The following is a 23130-nucleotide window of genomic DNA, read 5'->3' on the forward strand; positions in this document are numbered from 1 at the left end:
CCGAGGCCCGGTCAGGCCCCGGCGAGGCAGGGCGAGACGAAGAGCTCCCCGCGATAGGCCCCGCGCAACGTGCGCACGGACACGATCAGCCAGAGTAGGGTCAGCAGGCCGACGAGGCCCGCTCCGAGCCAGGCGAACCCGCTGAGTGCCGTCACTTCGCCGATCCGCAGGGTGGCCAGGGCATAGACGCCGAGCGGGAAGATGTAGCCCCACCAGCCGAGGTTGAACGGAACGCCGGCGCGTAGGTAGCGCACGGTGACGGCGAGCGAGAGCAGAAACCACCAGGCGCCGTAGCCCCAGAGGATCAGCGCGCCGATCAGGCCCGTGATCCTGAGGATCTCGGGCGCGCCGGCAAAACCGCCTGCCGCGAGGATCGGGCCACCGGCCTGCCCCAGCACGAGCAGGCCGAGCGCCCCGGTTCCGAGCGGACCGAGGGAGAGCCAGCTCGATGCGGCCATCTCACGCGGTGGCAAGTTGTGCAGCGCCATGCGCAGCACCAGGATCGCCAGGATGCTCAGCGCCAGCGGGACCGAGACGCCCCAGAGTACGAAGCTCGTGACGATGACGGCGAGTTGTTGGCTCTCGCCGCTCAAGGCTGGAGCGAGCAGGCCACCGGAGACGGCGACGACCTCGGCTGTCACCACTGGCAGCAGCCATACGGCCGTCATCTGGTCGATGCGGTGCTCCTGACGGGTGAACATCAGGTAGGGGATCGCGACAGCACAGATCAGAGCGAGCGCCACGTCGAACCACCACAGCGGCAGTGCGATTCGGACGGTCTCTGCGCCGAGATAGGGCGGACCGAATATCAGCAGCCCGTTCAGAAGCGTCGCCAGTGCCATCGGGATCGCCCCGAAGAACATCGACACCGTCGAGTGTCCGAAGATCCGTCGGGCGCCGTCGAAGTAGAAGATCCAGCGCGCGCCGTAGACCAAGCAGAAGGTGGCGAAGAGCACGACGGAGGCGAGCCAGAGCCCGAGCGGCACAGGGGCCAGCAGGGCATGCGTCGCTGGCAGACGGTCGAGGGTCAAGGCGACCACGCCAGTGCCCATCACCACGGTGAACCAGTTCGGCGTGAATTGTCGGACCACGTCCCGCGGATGCTGGAGGCGCGAGAGCGGCTTTAGGCCTGTGCTGATCGCCAGCAGACTGGATTCGGACACGGGGCGCTCTTGGGCTTCGGAGGGTCAACGCACCGGCTCTAGCACGACCCCGCATCGCGCGCCGCCGCGATAGACAGCAACTCGCAAGCGGCGCTTAATCATCAAAACAATCGATTAAAACTAGCTAATCAAACCATTAGTACGAATGGTTTCCGGCCGCTACCTTCTTGTCATCACGAACCGGCGTGACGACCCCACCAGAAGGATATCGACCATGACCCGTACGATCGCCGCCGTCGCCCTCGCCGCCTCCGCGCTTGTCGGCATGACGGGCCTCTCGCAGGCCCAGGGCCTCCGCGCTCCGCAGGTCCGCTTCATCACCAGCCCATCCGCACCGATCTACGGCGACGCCGATGGCGCCAACGCCAAGAACCCGGCACTCCCGGCCTACGCCCGTGGCCGAGGCCAGGAGACCGGCGGCCCGGCGCGGGAACTGATCGGACGCTGACAGCGCCCCCTTGGCCGCCGGGCATCCGTCCGGCGGCGCGTGAAGCCTTCGACCACCCGAATGGCAGGGAGATCCGTCATGACCCGACCCACCATCGAGACCACCGACGAGGCCTAGCAGGGCGAGACCAGCGGTCATATGCGCTGGGTCCTATTCTGGACGGTCGCCCTGACTGTCGCCGCCGTCGGCACCGCTTGGCTGACGATCATCTGATCCGGCCGCCCGCCATTGATCGGAGATCGGAGATCTTCGGATGATCGCAATCGGAGATCGTTGAGATCTCGAACGATCATTGGATGGAATAATCGTCTCGCCGTAGCATCTCCTTCACGGAGAAGACGCCTCTTTGCCGGGATGCCTTGGATCGATGACCCGAGTTTCCGGCGGCGAGACCGAACCGTCTCGACCGACGCCAATGCCGTCCGCCGACGGCGACACCGAGATCTAGCGACCGGCCGACGCGGCCCAACAAACGATTCCAGGGAGACATCATGCGCCATCTGCACGAACCGTTGAACCGCCGCCTCGTCCTGGGTGGCCTAGGGGTCGGCAGCCTCGCCGCCGCCATGCCGGCCTGGGCCGCGGGCTCGGTGAAGCTTCCGCTGCCCGGCGGCCCGGACGAGCGGGCGCTGACCACCGCCTTTCCGGGCAAAGGCGAGATGATCCTCCAGCGCACCCATCCGCCGCTGCTGGAGACGCCGTTCTCGGTGTTCGACGAGGGCGTGTTCACGCCCAACGACCGCTTCTACGTGCGCTGGCACTGGGCCTCGATCCCGACCGAAGTCGATGCCGGCACCTTCCGGCTCAAGGTCCACGGCCACGTCGATAAGGAACTCTCGCTCTCGCTCGACGCCATCGCCGGCCTGCCGCGCTTCGAGATCGCCGCGGTGAACCAGTGCTCGGGCAATTCACGCGGGCTGTTCGAGCCGCGGGTGCCCGGGGCGCAATGGGCCAACGGCTCGATGGGCAACGCCCGCTGGACCGGGGTGCGCCTCAAGGACGTGCTCGAAAAGGCCGGGGTGAAGGCCGGTGCCGTGCAGGTGCGCTTCAACGGCCTCGACGAGCCGGTCGTCGACGACGCGCCGGACTTCAAGAAGTCCCTCGATCTCGACCACGCCAACAATGGTGAGGTGATGATCGCCTACGCGATGAACGGCGAGCAGCTCCCGTTGCTAAACGGTTTCCCGCTCCGCCTCGTGGTGCCGGGCTGGTACTCGACCTACTGGGTCAAGATGCTGTCCGACATCGAGGTGCTGGACAAGCCCGACGAGCAATACTGGATGAAGACCGCCTACCGCATTCCGGACGTGCCGGGCGCCAACATCAAACCAGGCCAGACCGGCTTCAAGACGGTGCCGATCAACAGGATGGTGCCGCGCTCGTTCATCACCAATTTGCAGGACGACGCCAAGGTGGCAGCCGGAACGCCGGTGGCCATCCGCGGCATCGCTTTCGGCGGCGATTGCGGGGTAAAGGCGGTCGAGTTCTCCAGAGACGGCGGGGCGACGTGGTTTCCGGCGCAACTCGGCGCGGACGAGGGCCCCTACAGCTTCCGCCGCTTCGACGGCAGCCTGCCGGCGCTGGCCGCCGGCACCCACACGGTCAGGGTCCGCTGCACCAACACCAACGGCGTCGCGCAGGGCATGGACCGGATCTGGAACGGGGCCGGCTTCATGCAGAACGGCATCGAGGCCGTATCCTTCCAGGCCGCTTGAGGAGACCAGCCATGAACCCGATCCATCCGGCGGCCCTGATCGCCGCGCTCGCCTTGTCTCCTCTGGTGGCGCTTGCCGCCCCGGCCCCCGAGCCGATGCGCTTCACCTCACAATCCATCGCGATGCCGACCTCCGACCGGACCTTCCCCGACGGACAGGGGGCCGAGGCGGTCAACAACAACTGCCTCGCCTGCCACTCGGCCGGGATGGTGCTAACCCAACCCAAGCTCACGAAGGCGCAGTGGACCGAGACCGTGAACAAGATGGTCCACGTCTACAATGCGCCCGTTGATCAGGCCGACGTGCAGACCATCGTCGACTACCTGACGGCGTTGAAGCCGGCACCCTGAACCCCCGAATCCCGAGGCCGCCGCGCTTTTTTCGCCGGCCTCGGGGAATAGACCGCGCCTTCCGGCGTCTCCCCAGGGCGATGCACGGCCGGCCCGGCCTTAGACCACGGATTTCCGATTTCGAACCAGCCCTCACGGTAGGCCCCGGCCGCCGAACGAGCGCGCATGCCCGAGAGACCCGCTTCATGACCCATATCCGCACCAGCCTCCGCACCCTCCTCGCCGGAGCCGCCTTGCTCCTAGCGCAGGCCCAGCCCGGGTTCGCCGCCGGCTTCGACGGCGCGATCAAGAACAACGCACTGGCGCTGAACGCCGCCGGGACCGTCGCCGCTGTGTCGAACAGCGAGGAGAGCGCCGTCGTCGTCTACGACGTCGCCAAGGGCACGGTGCTGCGCCGCCTCGACGGCTTCGTCACGCCGCGAAACATCGTGTTCGCGCCGGACGGCGCCCGTTTCTACGTCTCCGACAGCGGCACCGGCCGGATCACGGTCTACGAGACCGCCACCGGCAAGGAGGCCGGCGTTCTCGCCGCGGGCCCCGGCTCGTTCGGTACGGTGCTCTCGGCCGACGGGGGCAAGCTCTACGTCAATAACGAGGCCGCAAGCACGCTGACCGTGTTCGACACCAGGACCATGCTCGCCGAGGCTGTGATCCCCGGCTTCGCGCAGCCGCGCCAGGGCGTGAAGCTGTCGCCGGACGGCAAGACCGTGTTCGTGACGAACTTCCTCGGCGACAAGATCACGTTGGTCGATACCGCCACCAACAAGATCACCGGCGAGATCGCCGGGTTCGACAAGCTGCGCGCCATCTCGATCACCAAGGACGGAAAGACGCTGTTTGCAGCCAACAGCGGCCGCAACACCATCGGCGTGGTCGATGTCGCCGCCCGTAAGGTCACCTCCGAGGTGGCAGTGGGCAAGGACCCCTACGGCGCCGCGCTGACCCCGGACGGGCACTTCGTCTATTCGGGCAACCTCAAGGACAACTCGCTCTCGGTGATCGATACCGGCACCCTCAAGGTCGTCGCCACGGTGACCGGCCTGAACGAGCCGCGCCAGGCGATCGCGTTCTCGGCCGACAACGCCCACGCCTACGTCCTCAACCGCGACCTTAGCGTCGCCGTGGTGGACCGGGCGAAGAACGCGGTCATCTCGACCATGAAGCCCTGAGGCGTCGCGCGTCGGGTGCCTTCTCGGCTCCCGGCGCGTTCTCGTCGTCGACACGTCACGAACGCAGGACAAAGACCCCATGCTCGGCCTGTTCCAGCGCAAGGACCGCCTCATCGTCCACGGAAAGGCGCCCTACAACGCCGAGCCACCGCTCGATCGCCTACGCGCCGCCTTCCTCACCGAGCAGGCCGACTTCTACGTCCGCAGCCACGGGAATATCCCGGATCTCGACGCCGACAGCTACCGCCTGACCGTCGACGGGATGGTTGCGACGCCGCTCGAACTGTCCATTGCCGATCTGAAGACGCGGTTCGCGCCCGTCACCGTCACGGCGGTAATGCAATGCGCCGGCAACCGCCGGGCCGACATGCTAGCGGTGGCCCCGGTCTCCGGCGACCCGTGGGCGCCCGGCGCCATCGGCAACGCGAAATGGACTGGGGTGCGCCTCGCCGACGTGCTGCGCGCGGCCGGCATCGATGCGGGCGATACGCGCCACGTGGCCTTCGAGAGCCACGACCGGATCGCGGACACGGACACGCGTTTCGGCGCCTCGATCCCGCTCGCCAAGGCGCTGGCCCCCGATACGTTGGTCGCCTTCGCAATGAACGGCGAGCATCTCTCCCCCGAGCATGGCCACCCCCTGCGCGTGGTGGTGCCGGGATTTGCCGGTATCCGCAGCCCGAAGTGGCTCGCCCGCATCACGGTGCAGGACCGGCCCTCCGACAATCCGATGCAGGCCGACGACTACAAGCTGTTTCCGCCCGACGTGACCGCCGAGACCGCCGACCCCACCCACGGCATCACCATCGAGGCGATGCCGCTCAACAGCGCGATCTGCGAGCCCGCCCGCGGCGCAGCGTTGAAGGCCGGCCGGCACGCGATCCGCGGCTACGCCATCGCCAGCGACCGCGCGGTCGCCCGCGTCGACGTCTCGACGGATGGCGGTCGCAGCTGGGCACAGGCCCGGATCGACCGCGATGCGGACGCACCCTACGCCTGGACGTTCTGGGAGATCGACTGCGAGCTGACCGCGGGCGAACACGAACTCGCGGTGCGGGCCTGGGACTCAGCCGGCCAGACCCAGCCTGCGGCGCCGGACGACACCTGGAACTACAAGGGTTACCTCAGCGCCGCCTGGCACCGGGTACGGGTCACGGTGGCCTGACCTCACGCCCAGAGTAGGGCGGTGGCCGCAAGGCCCGAGATCGCGATCAGCAGGGCCGCGATCCCGACGGTGAGGATGCGCGGCATCATCGGGATCTCGGTATGGGCAAGACGCGCTCGAATCGCCCGATCCCGCCATGCGGCGCCGGCGAACGAGGCGAGCGCACAGGCGATCAGCGTGAGCGACAGCACCTTCAGCGGCCAAACCGCCAGCACCTCCCGCAGGAAGCGCTGCGCAGCCAGGCCGACGCCGAGGAAGGCGAGCCCGGTGCGAAGCCACGCCACGAACGTACGCTCGGCTGCCAGCACCGTCCGGTCCTCGGCGAGCCTCACCCGGGGATCGTCGGGGGGCACGGGTTTCGCGGGCTCACTCATTTGATGTTCGCCGTCGCGATCAGGTCGAGAAGCGCGTCGGCGGCCCGGCTGCAGTAGCGCTCCTTGTGGCGCAGCACCCGGAAAGGACGGCTCGGCAGGGCGAACGCCGCCCGTACCAGGGTCCCGGCTCGAAGCGCTGCGGCGACCACGGTCTCGGACAGCACGGCGGCCCCGCCCCCGGCCTCGACGGCGGCGCGGACCGCCTCGTTCGAGGGCAATTCGAGTGTGACTTGGAGTTGAGCCGCAGCGAGGCCGGCGTCCGTCAGCGCCGCCTCGAAAGCCGAGCGGGTTCCCGATCCCGCCTCGCGCAGCACCCAATTGGCCGTTGCGAGCTCCTTGGGTTCGAGGGCAGTAGCCCCGGCGAAGGGATGGCCAGGAGCGACTACGAGGACAAGCTGGTCTCGCGCGATGGTCGTGCTCGCGAGCGTCGGGTCGTCCAGCGCTCCCTCAACGAAGCCGAGTTCGGCCTGCCCCGCGCGCACCGCGTCGGCGGCGTCGGTGGTGTTGCCCACCGCCAGCCGGATAGCGATCTCGGGGTAGGCCCGGCGGAAGGCAACGAGATGGCGCGGCAGCCAGTCGCTGGCGATGGTCTGGCTGGCGTAAAGCGCCAACGTCCCTCGTCGCATGCCGCTGAGGTCTGCGAGCACCAGTTCGGCGGCCTCCGCCCGGGCGAGCACGGCACGGGCCTCGACAAGGAACGTGCGCCCCGCCTCGGTCAGCTCGATCCCGCGGCCGACCCGGTGGAACAACTTGGTGGCGTGACGCCCCTCGATATTGGCGATCGCCGCGCTGACCGCCGACTGAACGAGGTTCAGTGCCTCGGCGGCCCGCGTCACGTGCTGCCGCTCGGCCACCGCCACGAAGATGCGGAGCTGGTCGAGGGTCATGGCTGCTGCCGATCCGGCGCGAGGCCGCGGACCTGCGCATCAACCGCCTGCGCGACGGTGAGCAGCCGGGCCTCGTCGGTCCGACCGGTGACGACGTAGGACATGCCGCCATCGACCCAGGAGAAAGCGGCGACGTCGCCCTCGCGGGCGAAGCGGAACACTGTGCGGCCATCCGCATCGCCCACGCGGCTGTAGAGCGTCAGCCGGGTGCCGTGGTCGTCGTCGTACATCAGCATCGCTGCGGATTCGGACCCAGCGGGCAACAACCGCCCGCCCATCAGGCGGAAGCCGTAGGCCGTGAGGTCGGGGGTGGTCACCGCCCGGCCGAGGCGCTTCGAGAGCCACGTAACAAGGTGCGGCTTCTCGTCGGCGCGCACCTCCACCGGATGCACCGCCTCGACCACGTAGGTGCGGAAGGCCGCCACTGCGTCGTCGGTCGCCGGCTCGGTTCGCGCAAGCGTGACCGTGGGTACCTGCCGCGCGGCATGGCCGAACCAGCCGGCGGCACCGCCGACCGCGAGGCAGAACACGGCCGCAGCCGCGACCGGAAGCCAGCGCCCGGTTATTGGGCTATGTCGCGAGCGGATGTTGGCCACCCGGAGCCGCGCCGGGATCGCCTCCTCGGCAATCGGCGCGAGGCGGGTACGCAAGCGCTCGCGCAGGGCGCGATCCGCCGAGACCTCGGCCGCCCGCGCGGGGTTTCCCCTGAGCCATGCCTCGACCAGCGCCTGCCGCTCCGGTTCAAGATGACCGTCGATCAGGCCGTGCAGGTCGTCCTCGCCGACCGGGCGCGGATCCCCGCTCATTTCACCCTCCTCAACAAGCCGGTTCGGCCCGTTTCCAGAAAACTTCGCATCCGCTCCCGGGCTCGGCTTAACCGCGACATCACCGTGCCCAGCGGTACTCCGAGCACCTGCGCCGCTTCCGCATAAGACAGATCCTCGACCGCGACGAGCAGTAGCACTGAGCGCTGCTCCTCGGGCAGGGCGTCGAGTCCGGTGAGCACGTCGCGTGCCCCCATAACGGCCTCGGGGTCGGCACCCGGATCGGGCACCTGCTCCAAAGCCTCAGCGCCGACATCGATGCCGCGCCGGCCCCGGCGTCGAACAGTGCCGAGGAACAGGTTGCGCTCGATCGTGAACAGCCAGGCTCGCAGGTCGCCGTCGCGGCGACGTCCGGACCAGCCGGACAACGCCCGCTCCAGGGTGTCCTGGACGAGGTCATCCGCCGCTTCGCGGTCCCGCAACAGTGCGACTGCGTAGCGCCGCAACGCTGGGATCTGCGGTTCGATGAGGGCGGCGATCTCGTCCACGAGGCTTTACCGATCAGGGCTTGGCGATGTGCCACGCGTCGTTGAGGAATCCGTCGCCGGTGATGTCGCCGGGCTTCGTATCCTTGGCGAAGGTGTAGAGCGGCTTGCCCTTGTAGGCCCACTGCATCGTCCCGTCGTCCCGCGTCACCATCGTCCAGTCGCCACTAGCAGCCGAGCCGGAGGCGGCCATCAGTGCCGGCCAGTTGGCGGCGCAGGGGCCGTTGCACATCGACTTGCCGCCCATGTCCTTGTCGAAGGTGTAGAGGGTCATGCTCTTGGAATCGACGAGCGCCGGCCCCTTGGCAGTCTCGGCCGTCATCGCAGGCGCAGCGGCCTGGGCGGCGACGGCGGAGAAGGCGAAGGCCGCAAAGGCAGCGCGGATCAGCATGGTGTGCATGAGTGAGGTCTCCGGCGGTCGACCATGACCGCATCGGGAGAGATGCCGAACGGGCGCGTCTATTCCACTGACACACGAAAAAGATTGGTGACGTCAGCGTGACCGCCGACTCGTCCTCAACCACGGCATACGGCCGTCACCCAGGAGCAGTCAGAGGAATGATGCGGCGGCGTCACCACTCTGAAAGGCGGAGATCCGAGATCATGCCCTCGCACGGCGAGATCGACTGCAACGTCTGCTTTCAAGAGATACGTTGGCTTGCTCTTACGGCGTAGTTGGGTCGATTTCCGCCGTGTTGATGGGGTGGTGCCAACAATCAAATTGCTTCGAGCGGGCCCTTGCTTCGTAACACTCAGGTTCCGCGTGGTCCCAGCAGGATGACCGCGGCACCAATAAGACAGATCGCGGCGCCGCCGACGTCCCATCGGTCGGGCCGATGTCCCTCGGCCAGCCATGGCCACAGGATCGACGAGACGATGTAGACGCCGCCGTAGGCTGCGTATGCGCGTCCCGCGCTCTCGACGAGGGTCGGCAGGTAGGCGAAAAGGTCAAGCGAAGCCTTTCCAGGCGTCAGCCACCACGGCGAGCGTTCGAGGCGTAGCCAAGCCCAGAAGGCGAAGCATCCGGCAATCTCGGCGACGGCTGCGCCGACATAGGCGATAAGTGTCATCTCGCCGGCATCCGGTGCCCCGCGTCCACGGTCAAGCCTGGTTTAGAAGCGACCGGCCGGTCAGACGAGATCGAGGGAAACCGTCCCGAGATCCCCGAAGGATGCGCGGACGTTCTGGCCCGGGACGATCCGCACGAGGCCGGCGCAACTCCCCGTCGTGACGACCTCGCCGGCTTCCAGGCGGCGCTCGCGGCCGGCCAGCCACTGTGCCGTCCAGGCCACGGCGCCGATGGGTGCGCCGAGCGTATCCGACCCCCGGCCCCGGGTGACGGCATGGCCATCGAGGTCGATACGGACCTCTGCCGAGGCGAGGTCGACGGGACGTCCATCCCGCACCCAGGGCCCGAGCACATGGACGGCTTCGAGCCCAAGGTCGGCCGTGGCCGTCAACGCGTTCAGTGGGATGCCGTGGGGGACGCGACGTCCGACGATATGCAGTTCGAGATGGCACGCGAGGCAGGCATCGGCCGCCTCGTGCTCTCCGGTCGGACCTTCCAATACCTCTCCCAGGGGGTGCGCGAGGACGAAGCAGTATCTGGCCCCGACCCCGATGATCCCCCGCGGGAGGAGGAAGGCTGAGCCGTCGTCCAGAAGCGCTCCGCGACGCAGGGGGGTGATCACCCGTTCCGTGCATCCCAGGGGCTTGGCGGTCACCGGGCTGGTGGCGCACAGCGCGTAGCCGACGTGGCCGTCCGCCAGGATGCGCAACGTCGCCTCCCGGAAGTCCTCGGCCTCGTCCATTCCGGCCAGACGGTGGAGGCCTACGTCGAGGCTCTCACCGCCTGAGCGATGGGCCGACGCGGCGCTTTCGGCGATCCGCTCGATCTTGTCCCGTGTCAACGTCATGGCGCCCGGCTGCGGGCGAGCGTCACGCCCTGGTGGTGCCGCTGCCGGATCGGATGCCGTCGCATCTGACCATCCCTCCGGTGGCGGCCGTGCTCCTGCGCAACGAAACGGTGGATCAGCGCCATCACCGGCAATCCAATGCAGAGCGTCGCAACGGTGGCGGAGGCGGAGAGGCCCAGCCCCCAACCGGTGACAACCCAAAGGATGAAGGCGTACCCCGTCATGACGAACCGTGCGACGAGGCGGCGGGCATGGCGTGCCCGCAATCGTCGGGCCGCGTAACCCATCCTAGATCCTAAGCTCGATGCGGTCCGTCGCGATGACGACGGCGTCCGGTCGATGGCCAGTGAGGTCGACCGCGTAGTGGAGCGCATCATGCCGGGTGCGGAACAGGCCCCCGCCCAGGCCATGGACCTCCATGGCGACCCAGCGACCCTGGGGGTCCTGGCCGACGATGAACCGCATCGATTGGGATTGGACCGCCTCGGAGACGATGGTGGCGACCGGGATGGTGACGGGCATGGAACGACTGGGGTTCGCGCGATCCATCGGTGGACCGCCTCCTTAAGCTGGACCCAGGCGCATAACGGTTCGAGCGGGAGCCCCGGGCTTCGGCATAAGTGTCCCATCAGGATTTTCGTCGAAACGCGGATGGGGCGCCAAACTCACTCGCATCGGGGCCTGCGGCGGCCCACCTTTGCCTGGAAGGCAGAAGGCCGCGTGGGGGGATGTGCACTTGAGCGGAAAGCGTTCGCCGGCCTGGCGCGTGGCGTGGTTCTGCGCGCCGATCCTGGCATTGGCCGTCGCCGGCCTCGCCTATGCCTACCTGACGCACCCGACCACGCTCGTCGTCGCGGTCGCCCCCAACGGCGGCACCGAGCCGGCGCTGATGCGCGCCTACGCCGAGGCGCTGTCGAGGAGCAAGGCATCCATCCGGCTGAAGCTCGTTCCTTTCGGCGGGGTCCGCGAAAGTGCCGAGGCGCTGCGGGACGGCAAGGCCGACCTCGCTGTGGTCCGGCCGGACGTGTCGATGCCGCGAAACGGGCTCACGCTGGCGGTCCTACGCGAGCAGGCCACCCTGGTGGCCGCGCCCCGACGGGTCGGCATCGCGGATTTCGCAGCCCTCGCCGGAAAGAGGCTTGCCGTGTTGGCACCCCGCAAGGCGGACCATGCCCTGGTGCGGGGGCTCGTGGAGCGGCATGGACTGGAACTTCGGGACGGCGGTCCGGAGGGGGACGCATCGGCGAAGGCGGTCTCCCTGGTGCCGGTGGAGGAAGCCGAGCTTGCGACGGCCTTCGCCGCCGGGCGTATCGACGCCGTGATCCTTCTGACAACCCCGACCTCGGCGGCCGCCCAGCGCATCGTCGATCTCGTCCGCGACGCGGATCCCGACCACGAGGCGGCGCTGTTCGGGATCTCCAATGTCCCTGCCGCCCTTGCGAGGATGCCACTGCTCCAGTCGGTCACCGTCCCGGCCGGCCTCTTCGACGGCGACCCGCGCATGCCGGCCGATGACATCGTGACGGTGGGATCGTCCTATCGCCTGATGGCCCGCTCGACCCTGTCCCGGACCGTCGCCGCCGAAGCCACCCAGCACCTCTTCGAGATGCGTACCCTGCTCGCGGAAACGACCCCCGCCGCCAACGACGTCCTGCACCCGGCGTACGACACGACCGTCGGCGCCACCAGCGCGCGGCTGCCCATCCACCCGGGCGCCATCGACTATTACGAGCGTGAGCAGGAGAGCTTCATCGAGCGTTACGAGAGCTGGATCTACCTCGTGGCGATCTTCGGCGGCGGCCTCGGCTCGGTGGCGGCGTGGCTCCGCCAGCGGGTGGGACGCATCCGGCGTGAGCGCATCGAGGTCGCGACCCTACGATTGCTGGAAATCCGCTCCAGCGCCCGCGGTGAGACCGGGCCGGCGAAGCTTGAGGCCATGGCGGCCGAGACGGACGACTTGGCCGCCAGCATCGCCCGGCATGCGATGAGGCGGACGACGGAGCCGCGGACGCTTGCGGGCGCGACCCTGGCGGTGGATGCGGCGCGATCGACCATCGCGAGGCGGCTCGGACGACGAGGGCCGGAGGGGGCGACCGCCCCCCTCGATGGATTTTCAACGGAAGGTCGAGACGGAGGGGAGCGATGACGATTACGAACGAGGTTCGCTTCGAGCGGAAACGCGAGCGGGCCTACGAGCCTTGGGACCTCACCCACAGGCCCGAAGGGCTCGACATGCTGTTTTGGCTTCTCGCGAAGAGGGAACTCGGGGCGGCGGGAATGGACACGACCGAACGAGGCGGGCCATCGCGGGCCCATCACGAAGGAAACGCGGCATGAGCCTTGGTGCGACGACCTTGGACGGGACGGGCACCGCCCGATCGCCGTCGACATCCGTCGGGCATCTCATTCCCGAGGGTCCGCCGGCCGCCACCGGCGGTGGAGAGGTCCCGGGCGTCGTGGCCTCCGGGGTCTACGCCGGCGGACGCCGGATCGCGGACATCCGGATCGACGAGGCCGGGGAATGGTCGCGCCGGCCCGATCACGTCGTCTGGATCGGCCTCTACCAACCCTCGATGGAGCTCCTCGAACAGGTGCAGGCCCAGTTCGGGCTGCATCGGCTCGCCATCGAGGATGCCAGGCACGCCCACCAGCGTCCCAAGGTCGAGCGATACGGCGACGGCCTTTTCGTGGTGGTGCGGACCGCCCAGCTCGTTGAGGGACGCATCGCGCTCGGAGAGACCCAGATCTTCGTCGGACGAGGCTACATCGTCACCGTCCGCCACGGCGCCTCGGCTTCGTACGCGTCCGTGAGGGAGAAGACGGAGTCCTGCCCCAGGCAGCTCGCCCACGGGGAGGACTACATCCTCCATGCGGTGCTCGACTTCATCGTCGACAACTACCGGCCGGTCATGGAGACGGTCATGGCCGAGGTGGAGGCCATCGAGGACCGCGTCCTCAAGCGCGAGCTCCTCCCGGCCGAGGTGGAGCGCCTCTACCTGCTCCGACGCGACCTGCTGCGCCTGCGTTCCGCCGTGGTCCCGCTGGTGGAGGTCTGCCGCAAGCTCGAACACGGCGACATGGTCGCCATCGACGAGGAGATGCAGCCCCTGTTCCGGGACGTCTCCGACCACCTGCGGGGCGTTCAGGAAGAGATCGACGCGATGCGCGAGGTGCTCGCCTTCGCATTCGAGGCGAGCCTGATGCTGGGACAGGCCCAGCAGACGGTCATCACCCGGCGGCTCGCGGCCTGGGCGGCCATCCTGGCGGTCCCGACGGCCATCGCCGGCATCTACGGCATGAACTTCGAGGTCATGCCCGAACTGAAGTGGCGCTACGGCTACTTCGTCGTGCTCGGCGGCATCTTCACCGCCTGCGCCGTCCTGTACTGGCGGTTTCGTAAGAACGGCTGGCTGTGATGGGGTTCGGCACCGCGGATCGGCCATAGGGCTGCCGGGCGGAAGGGCGGCCGGCCATCGCCTTCCATGGTCCGGCCACCGCACGTTCGGGCCTTGTCGACGTCGCGTCCCAGGGAGACGACTAAGGCGGGTCTCGCCGAAGGCCTCCGGGGGCATGCGCGCCATCCGTGTCCGGCGCCGGCCTCAGTAGCGGATGGTGGCGCGCAGACCGAAGACGGCCGCGTTCCCGATCCGGGCTCCGGTCGGGTCGCGTGGGTTGGCCACCCCACCGTTCGGCCGGAACACATACTGGAAGTCCGGCTGCAGCGTCACGCCGGGTCCGAGCACCGCCTGGTAGGTCGCCTCCAGCACCGCCTCGCTGCTGCGCCGCGGTCCGGGGACTCCGCCCAGGAGAATGGCATCGGTGTCGAGGCCGCGCGCTCCGTCCGAGATCTTGCTGAGAGCGAAGGCGACGCCGATGGTGTCGTCGGAGCGCCCCGGGAACAGGCCTTTGTAGCCGATGCCGGCATCGAAGTAGACGTCGAGCAGGTTGCGGTCCGTCGGCGAGGACGACACGCGCACGAACACGCTGGCGCCGTCGTTCGGGTCGTCGGGCTCACGGTAGATCGTCTGGTCGATCATCCCGTAGATGCCGTTGTTGCCACGGAATCGCCGGGCGATGCCGGAGCTGGCGGGATCGGCCAGGGGCCGGCCTTCACGGTCGTCGCGCAGGCCGTCGAAGCGGCCGAAATGATACCAGCCGCCGAGCGTGACTGTGCCGGGCTCAAGGTTGTCGTCCGCCTCAAGGCCGTAGGCGTAGGCCGCCTCGGCGATCACCAGGGCAGGGTCGTTCGTCCGGAAGTTCGTGCCCGTGCGGTTGCGGCGCTGCGGGTCCGGGTCGTTGTCTTCCCGTGCCGCGCCGGAGGGATCGCCGTTGTAGACGCCCGCCTGCAGGGAGAGGTTCTTGTTCGGCACGTACTTGGCCCGGACGCCCGGCGTCGCCAGCGGGTAGATCGGGCCGCCGCTCGGCAGGATGACCGCCATGATGTTGGGCCATCCGAAGGTCGAGTTGACGAACAGCGTGCCGGTCTGGCTCACCGCGAACTCCGTGTCGCTGGCAAGCTGGCCGATGCGCAGGCTGAGCTGGTCGTCGAACAGCTTCTGCTCGAACCAGAGCTCGTACAGGCGCGAGGACGGCAGGGCCTCGATGGCGCTGACGGTGATGAAGTTGTTGACGTAGTAGCGCGACAGGCCCGTGCCGTGGATCTGGAACAGGTTCGCGTGGAAGCTCGCGCCCTGCCAGCCCAGAAGCCTGTCGAGGTCGGCGTCGAACTGGAAGTCCAGTCGCCCCTCGTAGATGCCGCCGCGGCGCGAGCCGCCGGTGACGTTTCCGAAGCTCTCGCCGATGAAGGTCAGGCTGTAGGAGATGCCCTTCCCCTGGAGGAAGCTGCGCATCCCATAGGGGTCACCATAGGATCCGAGTTGGTCCTGGATCGACGTCGTCAGGTTGGCCGAGGGCTTGGCGGAGGTGTCGGGCTGGGCGACCGAGGTTTGCGGATCGCCGCCCGCGCCACGCAGGTTGCGCAGGAACGGCGTTTCACGCGCGATCCGCGCCGCGTCACCGATGAGGTCCTGACCGGAAACGGCCTGGGAACCCATCGCAAGGGCGAGCCCGATGAGAAGGCGGCGATGGTAGCGTCGCAAGGAACCCGGCATCCTCCGCAAGCCTTCGGGGTTACCTGGCGCCCGTTCAGGTTTCGGAGGCGTCGGCGCCGCCGTCATGGGACGCATGTTCCACGCCGGACCGGTTATGGACCAACGAAGGCGGTCGCGATATGGGCCGGGCGAAAGGCGGCGTGGCTTCCGGACGGGAGGATCCCGCGTCGGGGTTTCGCCCGCGTCGGGGCGCATCCGTGCGTTTCCCCACCTGGATCAATCCTCGACGGATCCCATCAATTCACCGGTGACCAGCAACGTCGCGGCGATGGCGGAGCGCAGCTCGGCGATGCCCCGACCATGGGGCGACGTCCCTTGGCCCGGTTCATCGAACGCGGCGCAGGCTTCCGACAAGCGGACGAAGCCCATGAGGCCGGCCTCCGACTTCAGGCGGTGGATCGATGCCAGTCCCGCCGGCGATAGGAGCGAGGCATCCCCCAGCCCGGCCAGCATCATGACGAGGGATCGCAGCATCAGGAGCAGCGAACGGGTTCGGTCGCCCCCCAGGAGGGCCGTGACCTGTCCATGGATCGTCGGATCGAAGACGAGCGGGCCATCCGCTGCGGCATGTCCGTGATTGTGTCCGGGCATGGGTCACCGCGCATCGCAAGGTGGGTGGAGGCCCGCCCGGACGGCCTTTTGCCGCTCGCTGGAACCGGCCTCTTCCCACCCCGGTCCGGAGGACGCGTCCGGTACCACCGGCGAGGCGATCGGCCCATCCGTGGGCACCAGGCCCGGCGGCAGGGCCGGAGCGTCGGGCCCGGGGTAGGGACCGAGGCCGGCGGCGACCGGGGAATGTGGGATCGGGATGTGGACCATGGCGCTTCGGTTCGTTCGCATCGATGACCGCCATCGTCCACGGACGGACCCGCGCCGTCACCTCGTCCGGATGGGCGGCCCGATAGGCCGCACGGCCTAGCGAGCGATCCGGGACGCCCTCGGACGACCGAGGTTGGCGCCGCCCCAGGCGGCGGCCGCGGAGCGGTTCGGCACGCCCAGAACCCGGAGCAAGGTTGCCACGTGGATCTTCACCGTACCTTCCCCGAGGACGAGCGTGCGCGCGATCTCCTTGTTCGATCGGCCCGACACGATGAGGTCGAGGACCTGGCGCTGGCGCGGGGTCAGGTTCGCCATGGCGTCGGGGCGCCCCGCGATCCGGGCGGGGTCGCCGGGGAACGCCCCTCCCTCCCCGGTGCCCACATGCGTGACGAAGGAGGGCACGTAGACGAACCCGTCGAGCACCATGCGAAGCGCTTCGGCCAAGGCCTCGACGGTCGGCCCCTTCGGGACGAAGCCGTGGACGCCGGCCCGCAAGGCCATGAAGACGTCCTCGCGACGCGTCGAGCCCGACACGACGACGGTCAGGACCTCCGGATGGCATTCCCGGACCGCGGAGAGGCTTTCGGCACCCGCCATGCCCGGCATCGCCAGGTCGAACAGGGCGAACCGCACCATCGGCCTTTCGGCAAGGGCTTCCAGCGCCTCGTCGAGCGAGCCGGTCTCATGCACCGCCTCGAAGCCGAGCCGCGTCGTCAGGACGGCCGCCAGCGCGATCCGGAAGAAAGGGTCGTCGTCGGCGATGACGGCTTGCCCGGGAGATGACATCGGTTCCCCCGTACGCTGTCCGGTTGGGATGCGGGCGGCCCGGAGCCGCGACGATAGTCCGGATGGCCTATTCGCGGCATGATACCAGCTCGACCGGACTAATGGCCATGCGGCGAGGACTTCGTAGCATCGAATACGCATCACGGATCCGGGATTTCCCCGGGCCGCGGCGTGCCGAGCCGGAGACGCCTTCCATGAGCCAGCGTGCCAGACCCGCCGTCGTCGTCGTGGCCGAGGACGACCCGGTCGCCCGCAGCCTCGTGGTCGCGGAACTCGCCAGGGCGGGCTACCTGGCGATGCCGCACGGGGACGGGTTGTCGGCCCTGGAGTACCTCGCCCTTGGAGAACGGGCGGACGCCCTCGTCACCGACGTGCACATGCCCGGCTCCATCGACGGCCTCTTCCTGGCGGTCGAGGCGCGGGCGCAGCGCCCGTACCTGCCCGTCCTCTACATGTCGGCGCGGGCCCTCAGGGTGCAATCGATGGTGCCCGGGTCCCGCTTCCTGCCGAAGCCCTACCCGGTGGGCGGCCTCGTCGGCATGCTCCGGATCGCGATGGGCGCATCGGCCGCCCGGATGATGGCGGAGACCTGGTCGCTGCATGCCGAGATCGAGCGCAGGTTCGTCGTGACCGACGACGGCTGGATGGAGGCCGCGACCGGCTGGCGCCAACTCACCGACGGGATCCTCGGCGAACTCCACGGCATCAAGGTACGCGTGCGCCGGGCCGGCGAGCGCGCGTGGCTCACGGTGAAGGGACCGCGGGAAGGCATGCGGCGCTCGGAGTTCGAGTACGAGATCCCGTCGGCGCAGGCCGAGGTGCTTCTCGGCTCCGGGCTCGCGGGCGAACCGGTCGTCAAGGTCCGCCACCTCGTTCCCCATGGCGGCGTGACCTGGGAGGTGGACGTGTACGAGGGGCGTCTCGCCGGTCTCGTCCTCGCCGAGGTCGAGCTGCGCGACGAGGCGCAGGAACTCGACCTGCCGCCGTGGGTCGGACGCGAGGTCACCGGCGACCCGCGTTTCGGCCGGAAGGGCCTGAGGTCCCTGTCCTGGCAACGCGCCTGAGGGTGCGCGGGATATCGCGAGGACTTCCGTGCCCGTAACGCGTAGGGGACAAGGCGCGACCGGACGGATATCGGAACGCGTCCGGCGGGAGCCGGGCCTTCGGGGGATGAAGTTGATGACCGGGTCCGCGACGCCGCAGGCAGACGACACGGACGCGCCGGGTTCCACCTGGCATCCCGGCATGCGGACCGCGAGCCCGGCACCGGGCGTCGCCTTGGTTGCGCTGGTCGTCCTGGGCCTCGTCCTGGCTTGCGCGACCGCGGCCTGGAAGGAGGCGAGCAACGCCAGGGTCACCGCGGAGCGGCTGGACGTGGCCGTGCTCCGGGTGGCATCGGTGATCTCCGAACGCATGGCGAAGTACGAATACGGGCTCCGCGGCGCGCGGGGAGCCATCGTGGCCGCCGGCGAGGACGGGATCACACGGGGCCGCTTCAGGGACTACAGCCTGACCCGCGACATCGACCGCGAGTTCCCCGGGACCCGCGGCTTCGGCTTCATCCGCCGCGTCGATCCCGCACGGGAGGCCGCGTTCCTGGAAGCCGCGCGCCGCGACGGCGCACCGGACTTCGCCCTCCGCCAGATCACCCCGCACCCCGGCGAGCGCTACGTGATCCAGTACCTGGAGCCCGTGGAGCCCAACCGTCCCGCCATCGGCCTCGACGTCGCCTCCGAGGACCATCGCAGGGGCGCGGCGCTCGCCGCGATGGAGACCGGCCAGGCCACGCTGACCGCGCCCATCACCCTGGTGCAGGCCAGCGGCTTGCGCGAGCGAGGTCTCCTGCTCTACCTCCCGATCGCCCGGATGGACCCGAGGGGGGCGACGGTCGCCGAACGACGGGCCCGGACGATCGGATGGGCCTATGCGCCCCTCGTCATCGACGAGGTACTCGCCGGCCTGGACCTGAACCTCGTCGAGCTGGACCTGGCGATCTCGGACGCGACGCCCGAGGCGCTTACCCGGTTCTACGGCACGGGCGACGCGCTCGCCTCGGTCGACCCGGCCCTGGTCCGGCGCAGGACCGTCGCGGTGTTCGGGCGATCCTGGGACCTGGAGGTCCGGGCGCTGCCCCCGTTCGTATCCGGGCTGAACCTGACCTCACCGGCCACCGCCGGCGGCACCGTCCTGGTCGCCATGCTGATGTTCGCCGGCATCGCCCATCTCCGGTTGACCGGACGTCGGCGCGAGGTTCTCGCCGGGGTCGAGAGGAGCCGCCTGGCGGCCATCGTCGAGAACGCGGAGGACGCCATCGTCGGCAAGACGCTCGACGGGACCGTCACGGACTGGAACCCGGCGGCCGAGCGCCTCTTCGGCTTCACGGCCCCCGAGGCCATCGGACGCAACGCACGTGACCTCGTCGTGCCGCCGCACCTGCGGGCGGAGGAGCGCGAAACCCTGGATCGCGTGCGTCTCGGGAAGCCGGTCGCCCCGCTGTCCACGTTGCGGCTCCATCGCGACGGCAATGCCGTACCCGTCCTCGTCACGGTCTCGCCGATCCGTTCCCCGCGCGGGGAGACCGTCGGCGTCGCCACCGTCATCCGGGACATCGGCGCCCAACTCGCCGCGGAGGAGGAGATCCGCACGCTCAACGCGTCCCTGGAACGCCAGGTCGCGGAACGGACCTCGCAACTCCGGGCCGCCTCGGCCTGGCAGGACGCGATCCTCCGGCATGCCGGATACGCGGTCATCGCGACCGATCTGGACGGGACGATCAGCCTGTTCAACCCGGCGGCGGAACGGATGCTCGGCTATGCGGCCGGCGAACTCGTCGGAACCGCGACGCCCGGACTGTTCCACGACCCGCGCGAGGTCGCTGATCGCGCGGCCGAACTGTCCGCCGCCCTCGGGGAGCGGGTGGAGCCCGGCTTCGAGGTCTTCGTCGCCCGTGCCCGGCGAGGCATGCCGGAGACGGCGGAGTGGACCTACGTCACCAAGGCCGGGGAGCGACATCCCGTGCTCCTCAACGTCAGCCTGCTGAGGACGGCCGACGGCCGGGACCTCGGCTACCTGGGCATCGCGATGGACCTGTCCGAGCGGCGCCGCCACGAGGCCGAGATGAAGGCGGCCAACGCCGGCACCTGGAGCTACGACGTCGCGACCGGCCTCGTCCGTCTCTCCGCCGAATGCGCCCGCCAGCACGGCCTGCCGGACGCGGAGACCGAGATCGACGTGGAGCGCGGCTGGCGCCCGCTGGCGCACCCGGCCGACGTCGGGCACGTCCTCGCCGACCTCGGCGCGGCCGTCGAGACCGGCGGGAGCTACACGACCGAGTTCCGCATCCCGCTCCCCAACGGTGGCCTGCGCTGGATCTCGGCCATGGGTCGCGTCGAGACCGACGCCGACGGCAGGACGTCGAAGGTCCTCGGCCTGACGCTGGACGTGACGCCGCGCAAGCTCGCGGAGATCGCGCTGGGCGAAGCCAAGGCGCAGGCGGAGGCCGCGCGCTCCGATGCCGAGAGGGCCAACCAGGCCAAAACCGACTTCCTCGCCTCGATGAGCCACGAGATCCGTACGCCCCTCAACGCCATCATCGGCTTCACCGACCTGATGCTGGCATCGGACCGGCTCGCCCCAGACCTGCACCGGCACGCCGACCTCGTGCGCGCGTCCGGCGCGGCGCTCCTCGCCATCGTCAACGACATCCTCGACTTCTCCAAGGTCGAGGCCGGCGCGGTCGAGCTCGCTCCGAGGCCCTTCGCGCTGTCGAGCCTCCTGGATGCCTGCACGTCCATCGTCCGGGCACAGGCCGAGACCAAGGGCCTGCAACTCCGGACGAGCCTCGGCCCGGACCTGCCCGGTTGGGTTCTGGGCGACGAGGGCCGCCTGCGGCAGGTGCTGCTGAACCTGCTCAACAATGCCGTGAAGTTCACCAAGGCCGGCTCCGTCACCCTCGACGTGAGTTCGGAACCGGCGGGGCCGGCGGAGCGGGTGCTCCGCCTGCGGGTGACCGACACGGGCATCGGCATCCCGGAGGAGAAGCGCAAGCGCCTGTTCCAGCGCTTCAGCCAGGTCGACGGCTCCATCGGCCGGGACTACGGCGGCACGGGGCTCGGCCTCGCCATCAGCAGGAGCCTCGTCGAGCTCATGGGCGGCGAGATCGGCGTCGGCTCCGACACCGGGCGCGGATCGAGCTTCTGGTTCAGCGTCACGCTTCCGTTGGCGGACGCGCCCGACGGACAGGCGACGGTTCCCGCGGCATCGGTCGCCCGACGGAAGGGGCGCCTGCTCCTCGTCGACGACTCCCCCATCAACCTGGAGCTGGCCAAGGCCGTCCTGACCGGTGCGGGACATGACGTCGAGGTCGCGGGCGAAGGCGCGACGGCGGTCGCGGCGGTCGCGGCCGGCGGCTTCGACCTCGTCCTCATGGACGTGCAGATGCCCGGGATGGACGGGATGTCGGCGACGCGTGCGATCCGGCATTCCAAGCTCCCGACGGCGACGATCCCCGTAATCGCGATGACGGCGAACGTGCTGCCCGAGCAGGTCCGCGCCTTCCGCGAGGCCGGCATGGACGACCACGTCGGAAAGCCCTTCGAACGGGAGGCGCTCTTCGCCACCATCGAACGCTGGCTCGGCGCCGGCACCTCGGCATCGGGCGTTCCCGTCGAACGTCGGGTGCCCGCCTCGTTCGACCGCTCGATCTACGAGCAGATCGGCCGGTACCTCAAGCCGAACCGCCTTCACGAGGTCCTGCACCTGCTCATCGCGGAGCTCCGCACGAGCTTCCAGGGCGACGCAGCCATGTTCGACGCCCGGTCCTGGTTGCGCCATCGCGCCCACTCGCTCTCCTCGGCGACGGGGATGATGGGCTTCGTGGACCTGGCAACCGCCTGCCATGCGCTCGAATGCTGCGGCGAGGATCGGCTCGACCGCGAGGGCGTCGAGGTGTTCGGGCTGCTCCTGGAGCAGGTCCGGCGACTGTCCGACGATGCCGTCGTCCTCGCCGAGGAGCTCTCCCGTGGCATCGACGGGACTGATCGCCCCCACACGGCGGAGCATACCTCCGCATCCGCCCGGGAGGCGGCGGCAAGCTAGGATCGGGCGTGCTGTAGTAAATCTCCGGCCTTCGACCTGCCCGGCTCAGACCGCATCCTCCGGCCTGCGCCTGCGGTAGCGCCCGCCGCCTTCGCTCACGAACATGCGCCGCTTATACCTCCGCTCGTCGATGCCCCCCCTGACCGTCGCGACGTCCCAGACCTGCCTGTGCCTCTCGGCCTCCTGCACCAGGTCGGCACCGATCCGCATCGTGATCTCGTTGACGTGCAGCGAGCCCTGCTCCGGCAGGATCTCCCAGACCTCCTGAACCACCCGCAGCCAGAACTCCCGCGCGCGCACCGTGGCCACCTTCCTCCGCGACGCGTCGAGCTCGGCCGCATGCCGTGCGATCTCGGCACGAAGCCCCTCGATCACGGCCTCGCGCGCATCCACCATGCCGAGCGCCTCGTTCCGGAGCTCCCGTTCGGTCGCGACGGCCTCCGCCATCCGCCGCCGCTCGCCTTCCAGGACGGCCGCGGCCTCCGCCTGCGCCGCCTCCCACAACGCCACGCCGGCCTTCGCCAACATCGTCGAGACCGCGTCCGGCATGCACGCGAGCTCGATGATCGGGCTGTAGGCCCGCTCCTCGCACCAAGCCGAAAAGTGCTCGCCGACAACCAAGTTGCTCTCTGCCAATGCGGGCTGCAGCGCATACTTCGCGGCGTCCTGGACCATTCGGCTTCCGGCTCCGAGGCCGCAGATGGAACGGATTAGAGCGACCTCACTAGGGCTGTCCACACCCTGTTCGGAACGCCCATCGGAAGCCGGTTGCCCGCCCGGTCTGGCCAGGGCAGGGTGGCCTCTCACCTCCTGGGATCCCC

At 69.2% G+C, this 23130-nt stretch carries 24 protein-coding genes; 10 read left to right on the plus strand and 14 right to left on the minus strand.

Going from position 1 to position 23130, the window contains the following annotated elements:
- Positions 1 to 11: 11 nt before the first annotated feature.
- Positions 12 to 1163, minus strand: coding sequence for a TDT family transporter (locus OF380_RS12650; RefSeq protein WP_056186063.1), 1152 nt, complete (start codon positions 1161 to 1163; stop codon positions 12 to 14).
- Positions 1164 to 1377: 214 nt separating this feature from the next.
- On the opposite strand from OF380_RS12650, the gene OF380_RS12655 reads away from it, so the two are divergent.
- The 5 genes from OF380_RS12655 (at position 1378) to OF380_RS12675 (ending at position 6010) form a co-directional block, all read left to right on the plus strand.
- A complete protein-coding gene (locus OF380_RS12655; protein ID WP_018044302.1) occupies positions 1378 to 1611 on the plus strand; it encodes a hypothetical protein in 234 nt (77 codons plus the stop codon).
- A gap of 491 nt (positions 1612 to 2102) precedes the next feature.
- Positions 2103 to 3326, plus strand: a complete 1224-nt coding sequence (locus OF380_RS12660) for a molybdopterin-dependent oxidoreductase (RefSeq protein WP_056186066.1) — start codon at positions 2103 to 2105, stop codon at positions 3324 to 3326.
- 11 nt (positions 3327 to 3337) lie between these two features.
- Positions 3338 to 3676 carry a c-type cytochrome gene (locus tag OF380_RS12665; RefSeq protein WP_056186069.1) on the plus strand — a complete coding sequence of 113 codons (339 nt, stop codon included), beginning with the start codon at positions 3338 to 3340 and terminating at the stop codon, positions 3674 to 3676.
- Between the two features lie 185 nt (positions 3677 to 3861).
- Positions 3862 to 4845: a beta-propeller fold lactonase family protein gene (locus OF380_RS12670; protein WP_056186073.1), complete on the plus strand. Its 984-nt coding sequence runs from the start codon at positions 3862 to 3864 to the stop codon at positions 4843 to 4845.
- A 79-nt stretch (positions 4846 to 4924) separates the two neighbouring features.
- Positions 4925 to 6010: a sulfite oxidase gene (locus OF380_RS12675; RefSeq protein WP_056186076.1), complete on the plus strand. Its 1086-nt coding sequence runs from the start codon at positions 4925 to 4927 to the stop codon at positions 6008 to 6010.
- A gap of 2 nt (positions 6011 to 6012) precedes the next feature.
- Here the strand turns inward: OF380_RS12675 and OF380_RS12680 are convergent, their stop codons facing one another.
- The 9 genes from OF380_RS12680 to OF380_RS12720 form a co-directional block, all read right to left on the minus strand.
- Positions 6013 to 6384 carry a YidH family protein gene (locus tag OF380_RS12680; RefSeq protein WP_056186077.1) on the minus strand — a complete coding sequence of 124 codons (372 nt, stop codon included), beginning with the start codon at positions 6382 to 6384 and terminating at the stop codon, positions 6013 to 6015.
- Entirely contained in the window at positions 6381 to 7271 is an 891-nt protein-coding gene (locus OF380_RS12685) for a LysR substrate-binding domain-containing protein (RefSeq protein ID WP_056186080.1), read from the minus strand. The genes OF380_RS12680 and OF380_RS12685 overlap by 4 nt, the downstream gene beginning before the upstream one ends.
- Positions 7268 to 8077, minus strand: coding sequence for an anti-sigma factor family protein (locus tag OF380_RS12690; protein WP_056186082.1), 810 nt, complete (start codon positions 8075 to 8077; stop codon positions 7268 to 7270). The genes OF380_RS12685 and OF380_RS12690 overlap by 4 nt, the downstream gene beginning before the upstream one ends.
- The gene (locus tag OF380_RS12695) at positions 8074 to 8583 is read right to left on the minus strand and encodes an RNA polymerase sigma factor (RefSeq protein WP_018044293.1); all 510 of its coding nucleotides are present in this window, start codon (positions 8581 to 8583) and stop codon (positions 8074 to 8076) included. Before OF380_RS12695 ends, OF380_RS12690 begins: the two co-directional genes overlap by 4 nt.
- A gap of 13 nt (positions 8584 to 8596) precedes the next feature.
- On the minus strand, positions 8597 to 8980 hold the full coding sequence (locus tag OF380_RS12700) for a COG4315 family predicted lipoprotein (protein ID WP_056186085.1): 384 nt from the start codon (positions 8978 to 8980) through the stop codon (positions 8597 to 8599).
- A 352-nt stretch (positions 8981 to 9332) separates the two neighbouring features.
- Positions 9333 to 9650 (minus strand): YnfA family protein, encoded by a 318-nt coding sequence (locus OF380_RS12705; RefSeq protein ID WP_264051082.1) that lies wholly within the window; start codon positions 9648 to 9650, stop codon positions 9333 to 9335.
- 60 nt (positions 9651 to 9710) lie between these two features.
- Positions 9711 to 10496, minus strand: a complete 786-nt coding sequence (locus tag OF380_RS12710; RefSeq protein WP_082487843.1) for a 2-keto-4-pentenoate hydratase — start codon at positions 10494 to 10496, stop codon at positions 9711 to 9713.
- Positions 10493 to 10783 (minus strand): hypothetical protein, encoded by a 291-nt coding sequence (locus OF380_RS12715; RefSeq protein ID WP_056354964.1) that lies wholly within the window; start codon positions 10781 to 10783, stop codon positions 10493 to 10495. Before OF380_RS12715 ends, OF380_RS12710 begins: the two co-directional genes overlap by 4 nt.
- Position 10784: 1 nt before the next feature.
- Complete coding sequence (locus tag OF380_RS12720; RefSeq protein WP_056354967.1) at positions 10785 to 11018, minus strand: hypothetical protein; 234 nt, start codon at positions 11016 to 11018, stop codon at positions 10785 to 10787.
- Between the two features lie 214 nt (positions 11019 to 11232).
- Between OF380_RS12720 and OF380_RS12725 the strand changes: the two genes are divergently transcribed.
- Genes OF380_RS12725 through OF380_RS12735 form a run of 3 tightly spaced genes read left to right on the plus strand, consistent with a single transcriptional unit; the run spans position 11233 to position 13912 of the window.
- Positions 11233 to 12642, plus strand: a complete 1410-nt coding sequence (locus OF380_RS12725; RefSeq protein WP_404810580.1) for a TAXI family TRAP transporter solute-binding subunit — start codon at positions 11233 to 11235, stop codon at positions 12640 to 12642.
- Complete coding sequence (locus OF380_RS12730) at positions 12639 to 12833, plus strand: DUF2934 domain-containing protein (RefSeq protein WP_082487844.1); 195 nt, start codon at positions 12639 to 12641, stop codon at positions 12831 to 12833. Before OF380_RS12725 ends, OF380_RS12730 begins: the two co-directional genes overlap by 4 nt.
- On the plus strand, positions 12830 to 13912 hold the full coding sequence (locus OF380_RS12735; protein WP_082487846.1) for a magnesium and cobalt transport protein CorA: 1083 nt from the start codon (positions 12830 to 12832) through the stop codon (positions 13910 to 13912). Before OF380_RS12730 ends, OF380_RS12735 begins: the two co-directional genes overlap by 4 nt.
- 183 nt (positions 13913 to 14095) lie before the next feature.
- On the opposite strand, the gene OF380_RS12740 is transcribed toward OF380_RS12735, so the two are convergent.
- The 3 genes from OF380_RS12740 to OF380_RS12750 form a co-directional block, all read right to left on the minus strand.
- Positions 14096 to 15550 (minus strand): carbohydrate porin, encoded by a 1455-nt coding sequence (locus tag OF380_RS12740; RefSeq protein ID WP_082487869.1) that lies wholly within the window; start codon positions 15548 to 15550, stop codon positions 14096 to 14098.
- Positions 15551 to 15823: 273 nt separating this feature from the next.
- The gene (locus tag OF380_RS12745) at positions 15824 to 16198 is read right to left on the minus strand and encodes a hypothetical protein (RefSeq protein WP_056354972.1); all 375 of its coding nucleotides are present in this window, start codon (positions 16196 to 16198) and stop codon (positions 15824 to 15826) included.
- Positions 16199 to 16522: 324 nt separating this feature from the next.
- Positions 16523 to 17212, minus strand: coding sequence for a response regulator (locus OF380_RS12750; protein WP_056354975.1), 690 nt, complete (start codon positions 17210 to 17212; stop codon positions 16523 to 16525).
- A gap of 194 nt (positions 17213 to 17406) precedes the next feature.
- On the opposite strand from OF380_RS12750, the gene OF380_RS12755 reads away from it, so the two are divergent.
- Together OF380_RS12755 and OF380_RS12760 are read left to right on the plus strand one after the other, a co-directional pair.
- A complete protein-coding gene (locus OF380_RS12755) occupies positions 17407 to 18276 on the plus strand; it encodes a response regulator (protein WP_162239187.1) in 870 nt (289 codons plus the stop codon).
- A 115-nt stretch (positions 18277 to 18391) separates the two neighbouring features.
- Positions 18392 to 22309 carry a CHASE domain-containing protein gene (locus OF380_RS12760; protein ID WP_264051083.1) on the plus strand — a complete coding sequence of 1306 codons (3918 nt, stop codon included), beginning with the start codon at positions 18392 to 18394 and terminating at the stop codon, positions 22307 to 22309.
- Positions 22310 to 22354: 45 nt separating this feature from the next.
- Here the strand turns inward: OF380_RS12760 and OF380_RS12765 are convergent, their stop codons facing one another.
- Positions 22355 to 22984 carry a hypothetical protein gene (locus OF380_RS12765; protein ID WP_056354980.1) on the minus strand — a complete coding sequence of 210 codons (630 nt, stop codon included), beginning with the start codon at positions 22982 to 22984 and terminating at the stop codon, positions 22355 to 22357.
- Positions 22985 to 23130 lie beyond the last annotated feature (146 nt).

It is taken from the genome of Methylobacterium sp. FF17 (genome assembly GCF_025813715.1).
Taxonomy (GTDB): domain Bacteria; phylum Pseudomonadota; class Alphaproteobacteria; order Rhizobiales; family Beijerinckiaceae; genus Methylobacterium; species Methylobacterium flocculans.